The sequence below is a fragment of the Xanthomonas campestris pv. phormiicola genome (assembly GCA_025666215.1).
Taxonomy (GTDB): domain Bacteria; phylum Pseudomonadota; class Gammaproteobacteria; order Xanthomonadales; family Xanthomonadaceae; genus Xanthomonas_A; species Xanthomonas_A campestris_A.
In genome coordinates this window covers 2296681-2311930 of the sequence record CP102593.1, presented here as the reverse complement: position 1 = coordinate 2311930, position 15250 = coordinate 2296681, and the positions used below count along the sequence as shown (strand labels likewise).

Annotated in this window: 13 protein-coding genes; 6 read left to right on the top strand and 7 right to left on the bottom strand. The window is 68.7% G+C overall.

Features of this window, described 5'->3' with window-relative positions:
- Positions 1-204 precede the first annotated feature (204 nt).
- The 3 genes from NRY95_09670 to NRY95_09660 all read left to right on the top strand — a co-directional run bounded on the left by NRY95_09670 (position 205) and on the right by NRY95_09660 (position 3387).
- Positions 205-2088: an ABC transporter ATP-binding protein/permease gene (locus NRY95_09670; GenBank protein UYC18192.1), complete on the top strand. Its 1884-nt coding sequence runs from the start codon at positions 205-207 to the stop codon at positions 2086-2088.
- Positions 2089-2114: 26 nt separating this feature from the next.
- Positions 2115-2510: a hypothetical protein gene (locus NRY95_09665; protein ID UYC18191.1), complete on the top strand. Its 396-nt coding sequence runs from the start codon at positions 2115-2117 to the stop codon at positions 2508-2510.
- Positions 2511-2607: 97 nt separating this feature from the next.
- Positions 2608-3387, top strand: a complete 780-nt coding sequence (locus NRY95_09660; GenBank protein UYC18190.1) for a ferredoxin--NADP reductase — start codon at positions 2608-2610, stop codon at positions 3385-3387.
- Between the two features lie 88 nt (positions 3388-3475).
- On the opposite strand, the gene NRY95_09655 is transcribed toward NRY95_09660, so the two are convergent.
- Positions 3476-3967: a glutathione peroxidase gene (locus NRY95_09655; protein UYC18189.1), complete on the bottom strand. Its 492-nt coding sequence runs from the start codon at positions 3965-3967 to the stop codon at positions 3476-3478.
- Positions 3967-6009: an amidohydrolase family protein gene (locus NRY95_09650; GenBank protein ID UYC18188.1), complete on the bottom strand. Its 2043-nt coding sequence runs from the start codon at positions 6007-6009 to the stop codon at positions 3967-3969. Before NRY95_09650 ends, NRY95_09655 begins: the two co-directional genes overlap by 1 nt.
- Positions 6010-6218: 209 nt before the next feature.
- Here NRY95_09650 and NRY95_09645 point away from each other — a divergent pair, with 209 nt between their 5' ends.
- Positions 6219-8420 carry a M3 family metallopeptidase gene (locus tag NRY95_09645; protein ID UYC18187.1) on the top strand — a complete coding sequence of 734 codons (2202 nt, stop codon included), beginning with the start codon at positions 6219-6221 and terminating at the stop codon, positions 8418-8420.
- Positions 8421-8524: 104 nt separating this feature from the next.
- Here NRY95_09645 and NRY95_09640 read toward each other — a convergent pair whose 3' ends face one another.
- The 3 genes from NRY95_09640 to NRY95_09630 all read right to left on the bottom strand — a co-directional run bounded on the left by NRY95_09640 (position 8525) and on the right by NRY95_09630 (position 10446).
- Complete coding sequence (locus tag NRY95_09640; protein UYC18186.1) at positions 8525-9022, bottom strand: MarR family transcriptional regulator; 498 nt, start codon at positions 9020-9022, stop codon at positions 8525-8527.
- Between the two features lie 210 nt (positions 9023-9232).
- Positions 9233-10060 (bottom strand): DUF3298 and DUF4163 domain-containing protein, encoded by an 828-nt coding sequence (locus NRY95_09635; GenBank protein ID UYC18551.1) that lies wholly within the window; start codon positions 10058-10060, stop codon positions 9233-9235.
- Positions 10061-10158: 98 nt separating this feature from the next.
- Positions 10159-10446, bottom strand: a complete 288-nt coding sequence (locus NRY95_09630) for an N-acetyltransferase (protein UYC18185.1) — start codon at positions 10444-10446, stop codon at positions 10159-10161.
- A 300-nt stretch (positions 10447-10746) separates the two neighbouring features.
- Between NRY95_09630 and NRY95_09625 the strand changes: the two genes are divergently transcribed.
- A complete protein-coding gene (locus NRY95_09625) occupies positions 10747-10950 on the top strand; it encodes a hypothetical protein (protein UYC18184.1) in 204 nt (67 codons plus the stop codon).
- 131 nt (positions 10951-11081) lie between these two features.
- Here NRY95_09625 and NRY95_09620 read toward each other — a convergent pair whose 3' ends face one another.
- Together NRY95_09620 and NRY95_09615 are read right to left on the bottom strand one after the other, a co-directional pair.
- The gene (locus NRY95_09620) at positions 11082-11717 is read right to left on the bottom strand and encodes a rhomboid family intramembrane serine protease (GenBank protein ID UYC18183.1); all 636 of its coding nucleotides are present in this window, start codon (positions 11715-11717) and stop codon (positions 11082-11084) included.
- A 9-nt stretch (positions 11718-11726) separates the two neighbouring features.
- Entirely contained in the window at positions 11727-13283 is a 1557-nt protein-coding gene (locus tag NRY95_09615; protein ID UYC18182.1) for an oligopeptide:H+ symporter, read from the bottom strand.
- A 179-nt stretch (positions 13284-13462) separates the two neighbouring features.
- On the opposite strand from NRY95_09615, the gene NRY95_09610 reads away from it, so the two are divergent.
- Positions 13463-15235 carry a M14 family metallopeptidase gene (locus NRY95_09610; GenBank protein UYC18181.1) on the top strand — a complete coding sequence of 591 codons (1773 nt, stop codon included), beginning with the start codon at positions 13463-13465 and terminating at the stop codon, positions 15233-15235.
- The last annotated feature ends 15 nt before the right edge of the window (positions 15236-15250 follow it).

Sequence of the window (15250 nt, the reverse complement as noted above, 5' to 3'; positions counted from 1 at the left end):
GCACGTCCTCCACAGCAGTCGATCGCGGCAAGCGGCAGTTCGTCCTGCATGGAGAGCGGTCCCTGGTCCGGACTCAGAAGATAGCTGGAACACCGTCCTGGCGACAGCGGGCCGCGGCCGCCACGCCGATATCGCACAGCGGCCCGCCAGTCGCACCAGGCCCAAACACTCCCCGCGCACACCTGGCCCCGGCACAATGCGCGGATGGCCTCTTCTTCTGCTTCCCATGGCGCCGCGTCGCCCGCGCCCCGCACCGGTCCCAGCCTGCGCGAGCGCTTCGACGCGATGCGCAACCTGCCGCCGTTCCTGCGCCAGATCTGGCGCACCAGCCGCTGGCTGACCCTCACCAGCATCGGCCTGCGCGTGCTGCGCGCGTTGATCCCGGTGGCCTCGCTGTACATCGGCAAGCTGATCATCGACGAGGCGATCCACCTGGTCGGGCAATCGCCCGGCTTCACCGCGTTCGGCGAGGCGCTGGCCAGCGGGCGGCTGGAACGGCTGCTGGAACTGCTGGCGCTGGAACTGGCGTTGGCGATCGGTTCGGACCTGCTCGGGCGGCTGGTCAGCTATGCCGATACGCTGCTGTCGGAGCTGTTCAACAACGTCACCAGCGTGCAGCTGATGGAACATGCCGCGCAACTGGACCTGGAGGATTTCGAGGACCCGGAGCAGCAGGACAAGCTCGACCGCGCGCGGCGCCAGACCATGGGCCGGATGAACCTGATGAGTCAGCTGTTCGGCCAGGTGCAGGACGCGATCACCGTGGTCAGCTTCGCGATCGGCCTGGTGGTCTACGCGCCGTGGCTGATGTTGCTGCTGGCGGTGGCGCTGATCCCGGCCTTCGTCGGCGAGGCGCATTTCAACGCGCTGGGCTATTCGCTGAACTTCCAGTGGACCGCGGAGCGGCGCCAGCTCGACTATCTGCGCCAGGTCGGCGCCAGCGTCGAGACCGCCAAGGAAGTGAAGATCTTCAATCTGCACAGCTTCCTGATCGCGCGCTACCGGGCGCTGGCCGACCGCTTCTTCCAGGCCAACCGTGCGCTGGCGCGCAAGCGCATGCTGTGGGGCACGCTGCTGGCCGCGCTGGGCACGCTGGGCTACTACGCGGCCTATGGCTACATCGCCTGGCGCACGGTGCGCGGCGATTTCAGCATCGGCGACCTGACCTTCCTGGCCGGCAGCTTCCTGCGCCTGCGCCAGCTGCTGGAGGGGCTGCTGATCGGTTTTTCGCAGGTGGCCGGCCAGGCGCTGTACCTGGACGATCTGTATTCGTTCTTCCGCGTCATGCCGGAGATCCGCACCCGGCCCGGCGCGGTGCCGGTACCGCGGCCGATCGTGTGCGGCTTCGTGTTCGAGAACGTCGGCTTCCGCTACCCGGACGCCGAGCAGTGGGCGGTGCGGCACCTGGACTTCGAACTGCGCGCCGGCGAAGTGCTGGCGCTGGTCGGCGAGAACGGCGCCGGCAAGACCACCCTGGTCAAGCTGCTGGCGCGGCTGTACGACCCGGACGAGGGCCGCATCCTGCTCGACGGCCGCGACCTGCGCGACTACGACCTGGACGACCTGCGCGCCAACCTGGGGGTGATCTTCCAGGACTTCGTGCGCTACCACCTCAGCGCCGGCGAGAACATCGGCGTCGGCCGGGTCGATTCGATGGCCGATGCGGCGCGGATCCGCGCCGCCGCGCGGCGGGCGATGGCCGCCGAGCTGATCGAAGGCCTGCCGCACGGCTACGACCAACTGATCGGACGCCGCTTCAAGAGCGGCGTGGACCTGTCCGGCGGGCAATGGCAGAAGATCGCGATCGCGCGCGCCTACATGCGCGATGCGCAGGCGATGATCCTCGACGAGCCGACCGCGGCGCTGGACGCGCGCAGCGAGTTCGAGGTGTTCCAGCGCTTCAAGGAACTGTCCGACAACCGCACCGCAGTGCTGATCTCGCACCGCTTCTCCAGCGTGCGCATGGCCGACCGCATCCTGGTGCTGGCCGGCGGCCGGATCGAGGCCAGCGGCACCCATGCCGAACTGATGGCGCAGGGCGGGCGCTACGCGGAGCTGTTCGAATTGCAGGCCGCTGGGTATCGTTGAGCTTCGTCTGTCCTTTCGGATCCGCCATGCTGCGACGCCTCCTGCCCTGCCTGCTTGCCGCCGCCATGGCGTTCCCCGCTGCCGCGGCCGACCCGGTTCCTGGCCCCTCCGACTACGCCGCCGCCAAGGCGCTGGCCGACCGCGACGAAGCCGCGCTGCCCAGCGCGCTGGCCGAGCGCCTGCAGGCGCTGCAACGCGCTGCGCTGGACGAAGGCGTGGCCAGTTGCGCCACGCCGCGCCCGGACACCTCGCCGTTCGTCGTCGTGGTCCAGCTGCAGGCCGACGGCAGCGTCGGCGCGAGCTGGCGCAACGGCACCACGCCGCTGGCGCTGTGCCTGGAGCGCTTCCTGCGCCAGCGCCCGTTGCTGGCCCCGCCGCAGGCGCCGCTGTACCTGTCCTACGAACTGTCGTTCGAGAAGTGACGCACGCCGGGATGAACCATCCCAAATGAGATTCCCTCTCATTTGGGATGGCATGGGGTAGAATGGCGCCCGCTCCTTCCCCATCACGATCAACGGCATGTCCTCTGCTTTTGGCCCCGAAACGGTGCTCGACGTCCGTCACTGGACGGACGACTACTTCAGCTTCACCACCACCCGCAACGAAGGCTTCCGCTTCGACAACGGCCAGTTCGTGATGATCGGCCTGGAGACGGAGACGCGGCCGCTGCTGCGCGCCTACTCCATCGCCAGCGCCAACTGGGAAGAGCGGCTGGAGTTCTTCAGCATCAAGGTGCCCGACGGTCCGCTGACCTCGCGCCTGCAGCACATCCAGCCGGGCGATGCGGTGCTGGTCGGCAAGAAGCCCACCGGCACCCTGCTGATCAGCGACCTGCACCCGGGCCGGCACCTGTATCTGCTCGGCACCGGCACCGGCCTGGCGCCGTGGCTGTCGGTGATCAAGGATCCGGAAACCTACGAGCGCTTCGACAAGGTGATCCTGACCCACGGCGTGCGCTTCGAAAAAGACCTGGCCTACCGCGACTACTTCGAGAACGAGCTGCCGCAGCACGAGTTCCTCGGCGAGACCATTCGCGAGAAACTGCTGTACTACCCGGCGGTGACCCGCGAGGACTTCCGCAACCGCGGCCGCCTCACCGAACTGCTGGAAAGCGGGCAGATGCAGCAGACCCTGGGCCTGCCGCCGCTGGATCCGGAATACGACCGGGCGATGATCTGCGGCAGCCCGCAGATGCTGGCCGACCTGCGCCAGACCCTGGACGCGCGCGGCTTCGTCGCCTCCTCGCGGATCGGCACGCCGGGCCATTATGTGTTCGAGCGCGCGTTCGTCGAGAAGTGACGGGCCAGCGCGGAAACGGCCTACTGTAGGCAGATCCGCAAGCGGCCCCTCCCACAAAAAAGCTGATCGCATCGCGCATCAATCCTGCTCAGCCCAGCGCGCGCTCGATCTCCGCCGCCAGCGCTTCCGGCTTGTCGGTCGGCGCATAGCGCGCCAGCACCCGGCCGTCGCGGCCGACCAGGAACTTGCTGAAATTCCACTTGATCGCGGCGATGCCGAGCACTCCCGATTTCTGCTGCTTGAGCCACTGCCACAGCGGATGCGCGGCCTCGCCGTTGACCTGCACCTTGGCGAACATCGGGAAATCGACCTGGTACGTCAGCGTGCAAAAGCGCTTGATCTCGTCCGCGCTGCCGGGCTCCTGGTGGCCGAACTGGTCGCAGGGAAACCCGAGCACCACCAGCCCGCGTTCGCGGTATTGCCGCCATAGCGCCTGCAGCCCGGCGTACTGCGGGGTGAAGCCGCACTTGGAGGCGACATTGACGATCAGCAGCACCTTGCCGGTGTAGTCGGCGAGCGGCTGCGCGTGGCCCTCCAGGTCGGTGGCGGTGAAGGCATAGGCGGTGGTCGGCGTGTCCATCATTGCTCCATGCTGGCGATGCGCGCGGGCGCGGCGAACGGTGCGATGCCCAGTTCGGCGTAGACCTCGCTCGGGTAGTACGCGGTGCCCTGCTTGACCACCAGCGCGACCTTGCGCAGGTCGCCGATAGTGCGGGTCGGGTCGCCATCGACCAGGATCAGGTCGGCGCGCTTGCCCGGCGCGATCGAGCCGCGGCTGTCCAGCGTGCGCGAGTACTTGGCGCCGTTCCAGGTCGCCACCTGCAGCGCCTGCGCCGGGGTCAGCCCGGCCTGCACGTACAGTTCGATCTCGCGCTGCAGGGTGAAGCCGGGGATGGCGTCGGTGCCGGCCAGCAGCGGCACGCCGGCGCGGTACAGGCGCCCGACGAAGGCCACCATCTTCTCGTAGGAACGCTCGTACAGCGCCGCGGTGGCGTCGTCGGGAATGTCGAACTCGGCGCTGCGCAGCCCGCGCTGCACGTCCGGCGGCAGATGCTCGGCGACCGCGGCATAGGCCTGCGACAGCTCGCCCGGGCGCTGGCGGATGAAATCGAAGGTGGTCAAGGTCGAATCGATCGCGATCTGCCGCCTGGCCAGATCCTGCACGAAGGCCTGCACCGGCGCCGAGTCGAAATCCAGGTCGGCGGTGCGCTTGGCCGGCAGGTAGAAACGCTCCAGGGTGCGCGTATCGGTGTCGTGGGTGGCGTAGAAGTTCAGCAGCACCTGGTTGATGTGCTGGATCTCGTCGTAGCCCTGCTCCACCGCCTCGTGCGCGAGCATGTGCACCGGAATGTGGCCGCTGACACGCAGGCCCTTGGCGTGCGCGTAGGCGGCGGTGTCGCGCACCAGCGCCTGCGGGAACGAGTTGTAGATCTTGATGCCGACGTAGCCGTGCGCCGCATACCAGTCGACGGCGTCGTTGGCCTGCGCCTGGGTGCTGACCACGAAGCCGTTGCGCGCCGACATCGGGCTCTCGCCCTCCAGGAACCCGCAGGCGACCAGGCTCGGCATCAGCAACTGGCCATCGCGCTCTTCCTGCATCACCTGCTGCAGCGTGGCGTTGTCGTTGCCCATGTCGCGCACGGTGGTGACGCCGGCGGCCAGGTGCAGGCCGCCGTCCCAGCGGCCGACATGCCCATGCATGTCGAACAGGCCGGGCAGCAGCACCCGCCCCTGCGCATCGACCACCTGCTGCGCCTGCGCCGGCGCGCTGCCGCTGGCGACCACCGAGACGATCTTGCCGTCGCGCAGCAGCACGTCGGAGGCGGCGCCGAGCGTGGCGTGCTCGCTGTCGAACACCCGCGCGTTGCGGATCAGCGTGGTGCCGGGCAAGGGATGCGCCAGACGCCGCTGCAGATCGACCAGGGCGGTGGCTTCGGCCTGCTTCTGCGCCGCTTCCAGCGCATCGGCATCCTTCTCGTAGCCGGTCTCGATCAGCTGCATCCAACCCGGCGCGATGAACGCGAACAGGCGCGGCGCGGTGTCGGTGGTGAGCCAGGCGAAGGTGGGCGTGAAGCCGACGCCGGTCAGGGCCACCAGTTGCACCTTGCGCACGCTGTTGCCGCTGCCGACCTGCGTCTGCAGCAGCTTGCGCAGGGTCAGCGTGCCGCTGGGAATCAGCGGCAGCCTGCCGTCGGCGCGGCGGCTCAGCGCGGTCACCGCCGCCGACGTCGCCGCCGGGGTGCCGCCGATCGGCCAGTACTGTGCGCTGCCGGCCACGCGCCGCTCGCCCTGGTCGGAGGTGGTCTTCCACTGCGCGCGCTCGCCATCGCGGCTGAAGCGCTCGTCCACCGGCGCGCCGAAGGTGGAGGTGCCCTGTACCTGGTAGGTCTTGAAGGTGCCGTCGGCGGCCAGCGTGTACTGCTCCTTCAGTTCCGGGCCGCGGCCGTTGTCCTTGAACACGAAGTCCACCCGGGTGATGCCGTCGTCGCCGAGGCTGACGCTTTGCTGCCCGGCCTGCCTGCCGCCGTCCACCAGCGCCACGTAGCGCAGCGTCTGCGCCGACCATGCCGGCGCCGCCCATGCCGCGCATGCGGCCACGCACAAGCCGAAGATCGCTTTCATCGGTTACCCCCTGCGGCCGTCGGCCGTCTTCAAGCAATGGCCGTGGTCTGCATCGGTCAGGCGCTATAGGACGCCGCCGCGGCAGCGAAGGCAAGCACGGTCGCAGCATGCACCGCGCATGCCGCGCGCGCCCATGGCTTTAGTCACGGGCCGCATGCGCCGCGCTGGGGTAGCCTGCACGGTCCGACTTCATCGCTGGATACTGCTTGATGACCACCCGCCTCGCCCTCGCGCTCGCCGCCACGCTCGGACTCGCCATGCCTGCCTATGCCAACGCCGCCACGCCCGCCACCGCGCAAGCGGCCACGCAGGCCAATCCGTTCTTCGCCGAAAGTCCGCTGCCGCTGCACTACCCGCAGTTCGACCGGATCAAGGACAGCGACTTCGCCCCGGCCTTCGACGCCGGCATGGCGCAGCAGCTGAAGGAAGTGCAGGCGATCGCCGAGCAGAAGGCCAAGCCGAGCTTCGACAACACCATCGTGGCGATGGAGAAGAGCGGCCAGGTGCTGGATCGCGCCACCACGGTGTTCTTCAACCTGGTCGGCGCCGACACCAACGATGCGCGCAAGCAGCTGCAGGCCGAGTATTCGGGCAGGTTCGCCGCGCACCGCGACACCATCTCGCTCAACCCCAAGCTGTTCGCCCGCATCCAGGCGCTGTATGACGCCCGCGACCAGCTCGGCCTGGACGCGCAGGGCCTGCGCCTGGTCGAGAAGTACTACAGCGATTTCGTGCGCGACGGCGCCAAGCTCGGCGATGCCGACAAGACCAGGCTCAAGGCGATGAACGCCGAGTTGGCCAAGCTCGGCACCCGGTTCAGCCAGAACGTGCTGGCCGAAGTGAATGCCGCCGCGGTGGTGGTGGACGACGTCAAGCAGCTCGACGGCCTGTCCGACGAACAGATCGCCTCGGCGGCGGAAGCCGCCAAGGCACGCAAGCTCGACGGCAAGTACGTGATCGCGCTGCTCAACACCACCGGCCAGCCGCCGCTGACCCAGCTCAAGGACCGCGCGCTGCGGCAGAAGATCTACCAAGCCTCGGTGTCGCGCGGCAGCCACGGCGGCCAGTACGACAACACCGCGCTGGTGTCGCGGATCATGAGCCTGCGCGCCGAACGCGCCAAGCTGCTGGGCTATCCGAACCACGCCGCCTACTCGCTGGAAGACCAGACCGCCAAGACCCCCGAAGCGGTCAACGCGATGCTCGGCAAGCTGGCCCCGGCGGCGGTGGCCAACGCCAGGCGCGAGGCCGCCGACCTGCAGGCGATGATCGACAAGGAACAGAAGGCGGCCGGCAAGCCGAGCTTCAAGCTCCAGGCCTGGGACTGGGCCTACTACAGCGAGAAGGTGCGCCAGGCCAGGTACGACTTCGACGAGGCCCAGCTCAAGCCCTACCTGGAACTGAAGAACGTGCTGGAAAACGGCGTGTTCTATGCCGCCAACCAGGAATACGGGTTGACCTTCAAGCAACGCACCGACCTGCCGACCTACCGCGACGACCTGCTGGTCTACGACGTGTTCGACGCCGACGGCCAGCAGCTGGCGATCTTCATCGCCGACATGTATGCGCGCGAATCCAAGCGCGGCGGCGCGTGGATGAATTCCTACGTGTCGCAGTCGGCGCTGACCGGCTACAAGCCGGTGGTCGCCAACCACCTCAACATTCCCAAGCCGCCGGCCGGCCAGCCGACCCTGCTGACCTGGGACGAGGTCACCACCGCGTTCCACGAGTTCGGCCATGCGCTGCACGGCATGTTCTCCAACGTGCAGTATCCGTACTTCTCCGGCACCAGCGTGCCGCGCGACTTCGTCGAGTTCCCCTCGCAGGTCAACGAGATGTGGGCGGACGATCCGGCCATCCTCAAGCACTACGCCAAGCACTACCAGACCGGTGCGCCGATGCCGCAGGCCTTGCTGGACAAGGTCGTGGCCGCGGCCAAGTTCAACCAGGGCTTCGCCACCACCGAGTACCTGGGCGCGGCGATGCTCGACCAGCGCTGGCACCAGCTCGGCGCCGGCCAGGTGCCGCCGGCTGCGGGCGTGATGGACTTCGAAGCCAAGGCGCTGGCCGCCGACGGCATCGCCTATGCGCCGGTGCCGCCGCGCTACCGCACGCCCTACTTCAGCCACATCATGGGCGGCTACGCGGCCGGCTACTACGCCTACATCTGGTCCGAGGTGCTAGACGCCAACACCCAGCAGTGGTTCAAGCAGCATGGCGGGCTCAGCCGCGCCAACGGCGACCGTTTCCGCCAGACCCTGCTCTCGCGCGGCGGCAGCGTCGATGCGATGCAGCTGTTCCAGGACTTCGCCGGGCATGCGCCGAAGATCGAGCCGTTGCTGGAAAAGCGCGGCCTGACCCCGGCTGGCGGCGACGGCGCCTTGCCGCAGACGCCGGCCGGCAAGGACTGATCGGCAGCATCGCGATCAGCGAACGCCGCCCGCATCCCGGGCGGCGTTTTTCCGCTGGCGCGGCTAACCGCAGCGCGCGAGCGGCGCGTGCCGCCGCGCTGGCCTCAGCCGGCGCTGTCGATGCCGGCGAGCATCTTCTTGAGCAGGGTCTCCAGCTGCGCCTGCTCGGCCTCGTTGAGGCCGGCGGTTTCTTCGTCCAGAAAACGGCACACCGCCGGCAACATGGCTTCGATCAGCGCGATTCCCGCCGGCTGCAGGGTCATGGTGATCTTGCGCCGGTCGTCGGGGCTGGCCGAGCGCAGGATCAGGCCCTTGTCGCACAGGTTGTCGGTGAGGCGGGTGATGTTGGCCGGCTTCTCGCCTGCCGCCTCGGCCACTTCGGTCGGGGTGATGCACTGCCCGGGCGTGCCGTACAGCATCATCAGGATCTCGTACTCCGGCGGACTGATGCCGTAGGCCTTGAGCAGCACGCAGGCATTGGCATGGACGCGCTTGTACAGGTGCTTGACGAGCCTGACCAGAACGGCAGGTTCGCGCGGGAAGACGGGATAGCGCTCGCAGGTAAAAGCGACGCGCCGCTCAGTTTGATCAAAACTTCCCATGGATGGTGGAATCGCAAGTCGGGGGACTGGCTGCCAATGCTACCGACTGTCGCGTTATGTCTTTGCTTCGCATCGCTCGATGCGATGCACGGCTTTGCCTGACGTACATCTTCGCGACAGCGCACAGCAGCGACGGCGCCACGCGATCGAATGCGGAGCATGGGCCGCCCGCCACCGGCGCGACCTGCGGCCTCGCCATCCCCGCACGCCCTAGGCGGCGGCGAACAGCGCCGCGTATTCCGGCGCCACCAGGCCGCGCAGCACGCTGGCCGGGACGTCCACCGACTGCGTGCCATCCGAATACGGCCCCACCTGATACGGCGGGAACACGAAGCGCAACGCGACGATCTTGCCGTTGGCATCGACCAGCGGCTGGAACTGGCTGAAGTTCTCCGCCTGCGGCCCGGTTCCTTCGGCGATCATCTTGTCGGCGCTGCGGACCTGTTCGTCGTGGTCCTCCGGCGGCAGCTGCTCGGCATCCACGCGCTGCTGCACCGCCTGGCGCAGCTGCGTGGCGACATAGCCGGCCACCTGCGCCCAGCCCTTGGGATCGGGGATCAGCGCTTCGGCGCTGAGCATGCGTTGCTGCTGCGGCAACCATACGAAGCGCGCCACCAGCGGCTCGCCGTGGGCGCCGCCGGTATAGCGGCTGCCGTCGGCGGCCACCGCGACCAGGTCCGGCCGTTCCAGCAGCATCTCGAACTGCAGCGACAACTCGTAAGGCGCGCTGGGACGGTCGTTGCCGAGCCCGCCGACCGCTTCCATCAATTCGCCGCGCGCCGCCTGCGCGTAGCGGCCGACCGCCTCGGCCAGCCCCGGATAGCGGTTGAGCGCAGGCGGAAAGGTGATGCCGACCACGTAGCTGGGGCTGTGTTCGATCACATCCTTCAGTTCCACCGGCGCGGGCGCCGCCGGCGCTGCCGCGGCGGCGGGCGCCGCAACCGGCGCCGGCGCGGCGACCGGCGCGGCGGCGTCGCGCTTGCACCCGGCCACGGCCAAGGTCGCCGCCAACGCCAGCGCCGTCCAGCGCCATGGAATGTCCTGCCCCGCCTGTACCCTGTCGCTCACGTCCACTGCCCCTGTGTCCTGCATCTGTGTGATGCGCAATTATCGCGCCGTCGCTGCGTCGTGCGCACTCAACCGAGCAGGTCGGCGTATTCGGGATGGCGCTGCACGAACACCGCCGCATACGAACAGGCCGGCACCACCTTCAATCCCTGCGCCCGCGCATGCTCCAGCGCCGCGCTCACCAGCCGCGCGGCCAGGCCGCGGCCGCCGATCGCGGTCGGCACTCCGGTATGGGTGATGACCAGGCGCCCGTCCTGCAGCAGGTAGTCCAACTCGGCCTCGTGGCCGTCCAGCTGCAGCGCGAAGCGCTGCCGCTGCGGATCGTGTGCGATCGGGGGGAGGGACGCTGCGCTCATGGCCTGGCTCATGCGACGGAGTGCGCAGTCTGGTCGTGCGCGCGCCGCAACGATGTGAAGCCGCGCGCCGCGCTGCGTCACCTGCAGCCGACGCGCTGCGTCACTTCCGGCCAGGAGCCCGCGGGCGGTCGACCATGATGCGGCCCGGCGCAGCGCGACTGGCCTGAGCGCCTGCCCGGGCATGGGCGACACGCCCTAAAGTCCTGCCGCGCGCGGCCGCTACCGACCGCGTACCACCGTGGAAATCTGGCATGGGACTTGCGAAATCCATCACGGTGTAATCGAACAGGGGCGATGCGCATGAGCGACAACGAACAGATCCACGGCGACCACGATGCGTCGTTGCTGGAAGGGCTGTACCAACTGGTGGTCAGCGGCCATACCCAGGGCTGGGAATTCGACCAGCTCAACAGCGAGGTCTACGACCGGCTGAAGCAGACCTACGACAATGCCGGCATCGGCAGCGCGCAGGTGCAACTGCGCGGGCAGGAGCGGGCCGCCTGAGCGGCCGCACCTGATCTGCGTCCCGCACCGCCCACCGGGCGGCGGCGATCGGGCGCGGCAGCCTCGGCAGCCGCCTCCCCACGCTTTTCCGTCTCTCACCGGCCACGCTCGCCGGTCGCCGCGCGCAGCCGCTAGTCGCGGCCGAAGCGCGGCTGCGCCAGCTCGCCCAGGAAGTGCTGCAGCACCGACGGCTCCATGATCAGCAGGAACATCACCCCGAACGCGGCGCCGGCCAGGTGCGCGCTGTGGTTGATGTTGTCGCCGCCACGGCGGTCCATCCAGATGCTGTAGCCCACGTAGAACAGCGCGTAGAGGATCGCCGGGATCGGGATCGGGATGAAGAAGAAGTAGATCCCGGTCCACGGCGCCAGCAGGATGTAGGCGAACAGCACCGCCGAAACCGCGCCGGACGCGCCCAGGCTGAAGTAGTTCGGGTTCTTCTGGTTCTTCAGGTAGCTGGGCAGGATCGCCACCACCAGCGCCGCCAGGTAGAACAGCGGATAGGTCAGCAGGCTGCCGGTCAGCCGCTCCATCAACCGTTCGATCGGACCGCCGAAGAAGTACAGCGTGATCATGTTGAACAGCAGATGCGGGAAATCGGCGTGGATGAAGCCGTGCGTCACCAGCCGGTCGTACTGCTTGTGCCGGTCGATTGCCGGCGGCCACAGGATCAATCGGTCGAGCAGCTTGCGGTTGTTGAACGCCGCCCACGACACCAGCACGGTGAGGACGATCAGGATCAGGTTGACGGGGGTGACGGACGGCATGCGGGGGCCTCAGGCGGTACGGTAATGATCGACCATGCGGTAACGGCGCGCATACAGCCCGAACAACAGCGCGGCGACGCAGGCGAAGGCGGCGAAGAAGAACATCAGGAACGCGGTTTCGCTGAGCCCGGTACTGCCGATGTGCGCGGTGACGGCGTCGTTGCGCACCGCCGCGTTGGACAGCAGCACCCACAGGTTGCCGACCGTGGTGGTCAGGTTCCAGAAGCTCATCACCACGCCCTTCATCGATGGCGGCGCCTGGCTGTAGGCGAACTCCAGCCCGGTCGCCGAGACCAGCACCTCGCCGAAGGTCAGCAGCGCGTACGGCAGGATCTGCCAGGCGATGGACAGCGCGTCGCCGCCGTCCATCGCCACCTGCAGCGTGCCGACCACGATCCAGGCCAGGCCGCTGCAGGCGATGCCGGCGGTCATCCGTCGCAGCGCGGTCGGCTCGTAGCCGCCACGGCGCAGCAGCGGATACAGCACCAGGTTGTTGAACGGGATCAACAGCATCACCAGCGCCGGATTCAGCGCCTGCATCTGCGAGGCGCTGAACCAGTCGGGCATCTGCATCTGCTGGCCCTGCAGCACCCAGGTCGAGGCCTTCTGGTCGAACAGCGAGAAGAACGGGGTCGCCAGCGCGAACACCACCAGCACCCGCAGCACCGCGCGCACGCCGTCCACCGCCGCGTCCGGATGCAGCGCGCGGGCGCGCTCCAGCTGCCACCAGGTGCCGCCGCCGACGCCGGCCAGCAGCAGCACCAGCGCCAGGCACAGGCAGATCACGATGCCCAGCGCCGGCAGCAGCGCGAAGCTGGCCAGCGCCAGCAGCACCGCGACGGCGGCCAGCGCCAGGCCCGGACGCCGCTGCCCCGGCGCGCGCGCCAGCAGCGCGCTGCGCACCACCTGGGCGAAGCCGTGCGGATCCTGCGGCGGCAGCGGCACGCGCACGTAGCGGCGGCGCCCGGCCCAGAACACCAGCGTGGCCACGAACATCAGGATGCCGGGAATGCCGAACGCCCAGGCCGGGCCGAGATGCTTCAGCGCCAGCGGGATCAGCAGCGAGGCGAACAGCGAACCGAAGTTGATGATCCAGTAGAAGGCGTCGAACACCACCTTGGCCAGGTGCTTGTTGGACTGGTCGAACTGGTCGCCCATGAACGAGGCCACCAGCGGCTTGATCCCGCCCGCGCCCAGCGCGATCAGGCCGAGCCCGACGAAGAAGCCGCTGCGGCTGCCCTCGAACAGGGCCAGGCAGGCATGGCCGGCGCAATAGACCAGGCTGAACCACACGATGGTGGTGTACTTGCCGAAGAAGCGGTCGGCCAGCCAGCCGCCGAGCAGCGGGAAGAAATACACGCCGACCATGAAGCTGTGCAGGATGTGCTTGGCCTCGGCCTCGCGGCCGGGCGCGGTCATCTCCTGCAGCAGCAGCGAGGTGATCAGGAACTGCACCAGGATGTTGCGCATGCCGTAGAAGCTGAAACGCTCGCAGGCCTCGTTGCCGATGATGTACGGGATCTGCCGCGGCATCCGCGCGCCGGCCGCTGCGCTGGCCGCGCTCATCCAGGAGTCCTCGTCGATCGTTCGCTCGTCACAGGCAGCGGTCCAGGCAAAATTTTCAGAAGGTTACCCGATCGTTCCGGGCGAATCGAACCGTCCGCGATGGCCGCGCCGGCCTGCGGGTGCTTTCGCAATCGGCGCGCTGCACGCATCATGGGGGCCTATCCCGAGACGGTGCCGCAATGATCCGACCCTGGCTGGTTCCCTTCCTGCTGCCGATGCTGCTGTGCAGCATGCCATTGCTGGCCAGCGATGCGGGCCTGTCCACCGAGGCCGAACGCAGCGGCTACGCGCGCACCGGCCGCTACGCCGAGACCATCGCATTGTGCGCTGCGTTCGCGCAGCGCTATCCGCAGGCGGTGCGCTGCTTCGATTTCGGCACCACGCCCGAGGGCCGGCCGATGCAGGCGCTGGCGGTGTCCACCTCCGGCGCGCTGGACGCGGCCGCGGCGCAGGCGCGCAAGCTGCCGGTGGTGCTGATCCAGGGCGGCATCCACGCCGGCGAGATCGACGGCAAGGACGCCGGCTTCCTGGCGCTGCGCCAGCTGCTCGACGGTGAGGCCGCGCGCGGTGCGCTGGACAAGCAGGTGTGGCTGTTCGTGCCGGTGTTCAACGTCGATGGCCACGAGCGCTTCGGCGCCTGGAACCGGCCCAACCAGCGCGGCCCGGAGCAGATGGGCTGGCGCACCACCGCGCAGAACCTCAACCTCAACCGCGACTACGTCAAGGCCGATGCGCCGGAGATGCAGGCGATGCTGCGCCTGGTCGAGCAGTGGGATCCGCTGCTGTACGTGGACCTGCACGTCACCGACGGCGCGCAGTTCGAGCACGACGTGTCGGTGCAGGTGGAACCGCTGCACGCCGGCGACGCCGCGCTGCGCGGCGACGGCCTGCGCCTGCGCGACGGCGTGCTCGCCGACCTCAAGCGCCAGGGCTCGCTGCCGCTGCCCTACTACCCCTCGTTCGTGGTCAACGACGATCCGGCCTCCGGCTTCGAGGACGGCGTGGCCACGCCGCGCTTCTCGCACGGCTATTTCCAGCTGCGCAACCGCTTCGGCATGCTGGTGGAAACGCATTCGTGGAAGCCCTATCCGCAACGCGTGCGCATCACCCGCAACACCATCGTCTCGGTGCTGCAGCAGGTGGCGCGCAACGGCGGCCGCTGGCGCGCCGACGCGCTGGCCGCCGACACGCGCGCGCAGCAGCTCGGCGGCAAGACGCTGGCGCTGGACTACCGCACCACCGAACAGTCGCACCTGGTGGATTTCCGCGGCTACGCCTACACCCGCACGCTGTCGCCGGTGTCCGGCGCGCTGATGACCCGCTACGACGAGCGCACCCCACAGATCTGGCGGGTGCCGCTGCGCGATCGCATCGTGCCGAGCGTGGAAGTCGTGGCGCCGCGCGCCGGCTATCTGGTGCCGGCCGCGCAGGCGGCGCTGGTCGCCGCCAAGTTGCGCCAGCACGGCATCGCCTTCCGCACCCTGGACCGCGCCGCCACGCTGCCGGTGCAGACGTTCCGCGCCGACGACGCCAGCTTCGCCGTGCGTTCCTCCGAAGGCCACCAGCGGCTCGCGGTCAAGGGCGCCTGGCAGCCGGACACCCGCGCCATCGGCGCCGGCACGCTGTTCGTGCCGATCGCCCAGCCCAAGGCGCGGCTGCTGATGGCGCTGCTGGAACCGCAGGCGCCGGACTCGCTGCTGCAATGGGGCGAGTTCAACAGCGCCTTCGAACGCACCGAATACATGGAAGACTATGTGGCCGAGGACGTGGCGCGGCAGATGCTGGCCAGCGACCCGGCGCTGCAGGCCGAATTCGAGGGCAAACTCGAGCACGACGCCGACTTCGCCAAGGATCCGCATGCGCGGCTGGAGTTCTTCTACCGCCGCCATTCCTCATGGGACACGCAGTACCGGCTGTATCCGGTGATGCGCAGCGACGAAGCGCCGTCCTAGCGGCGCACCGCGGCT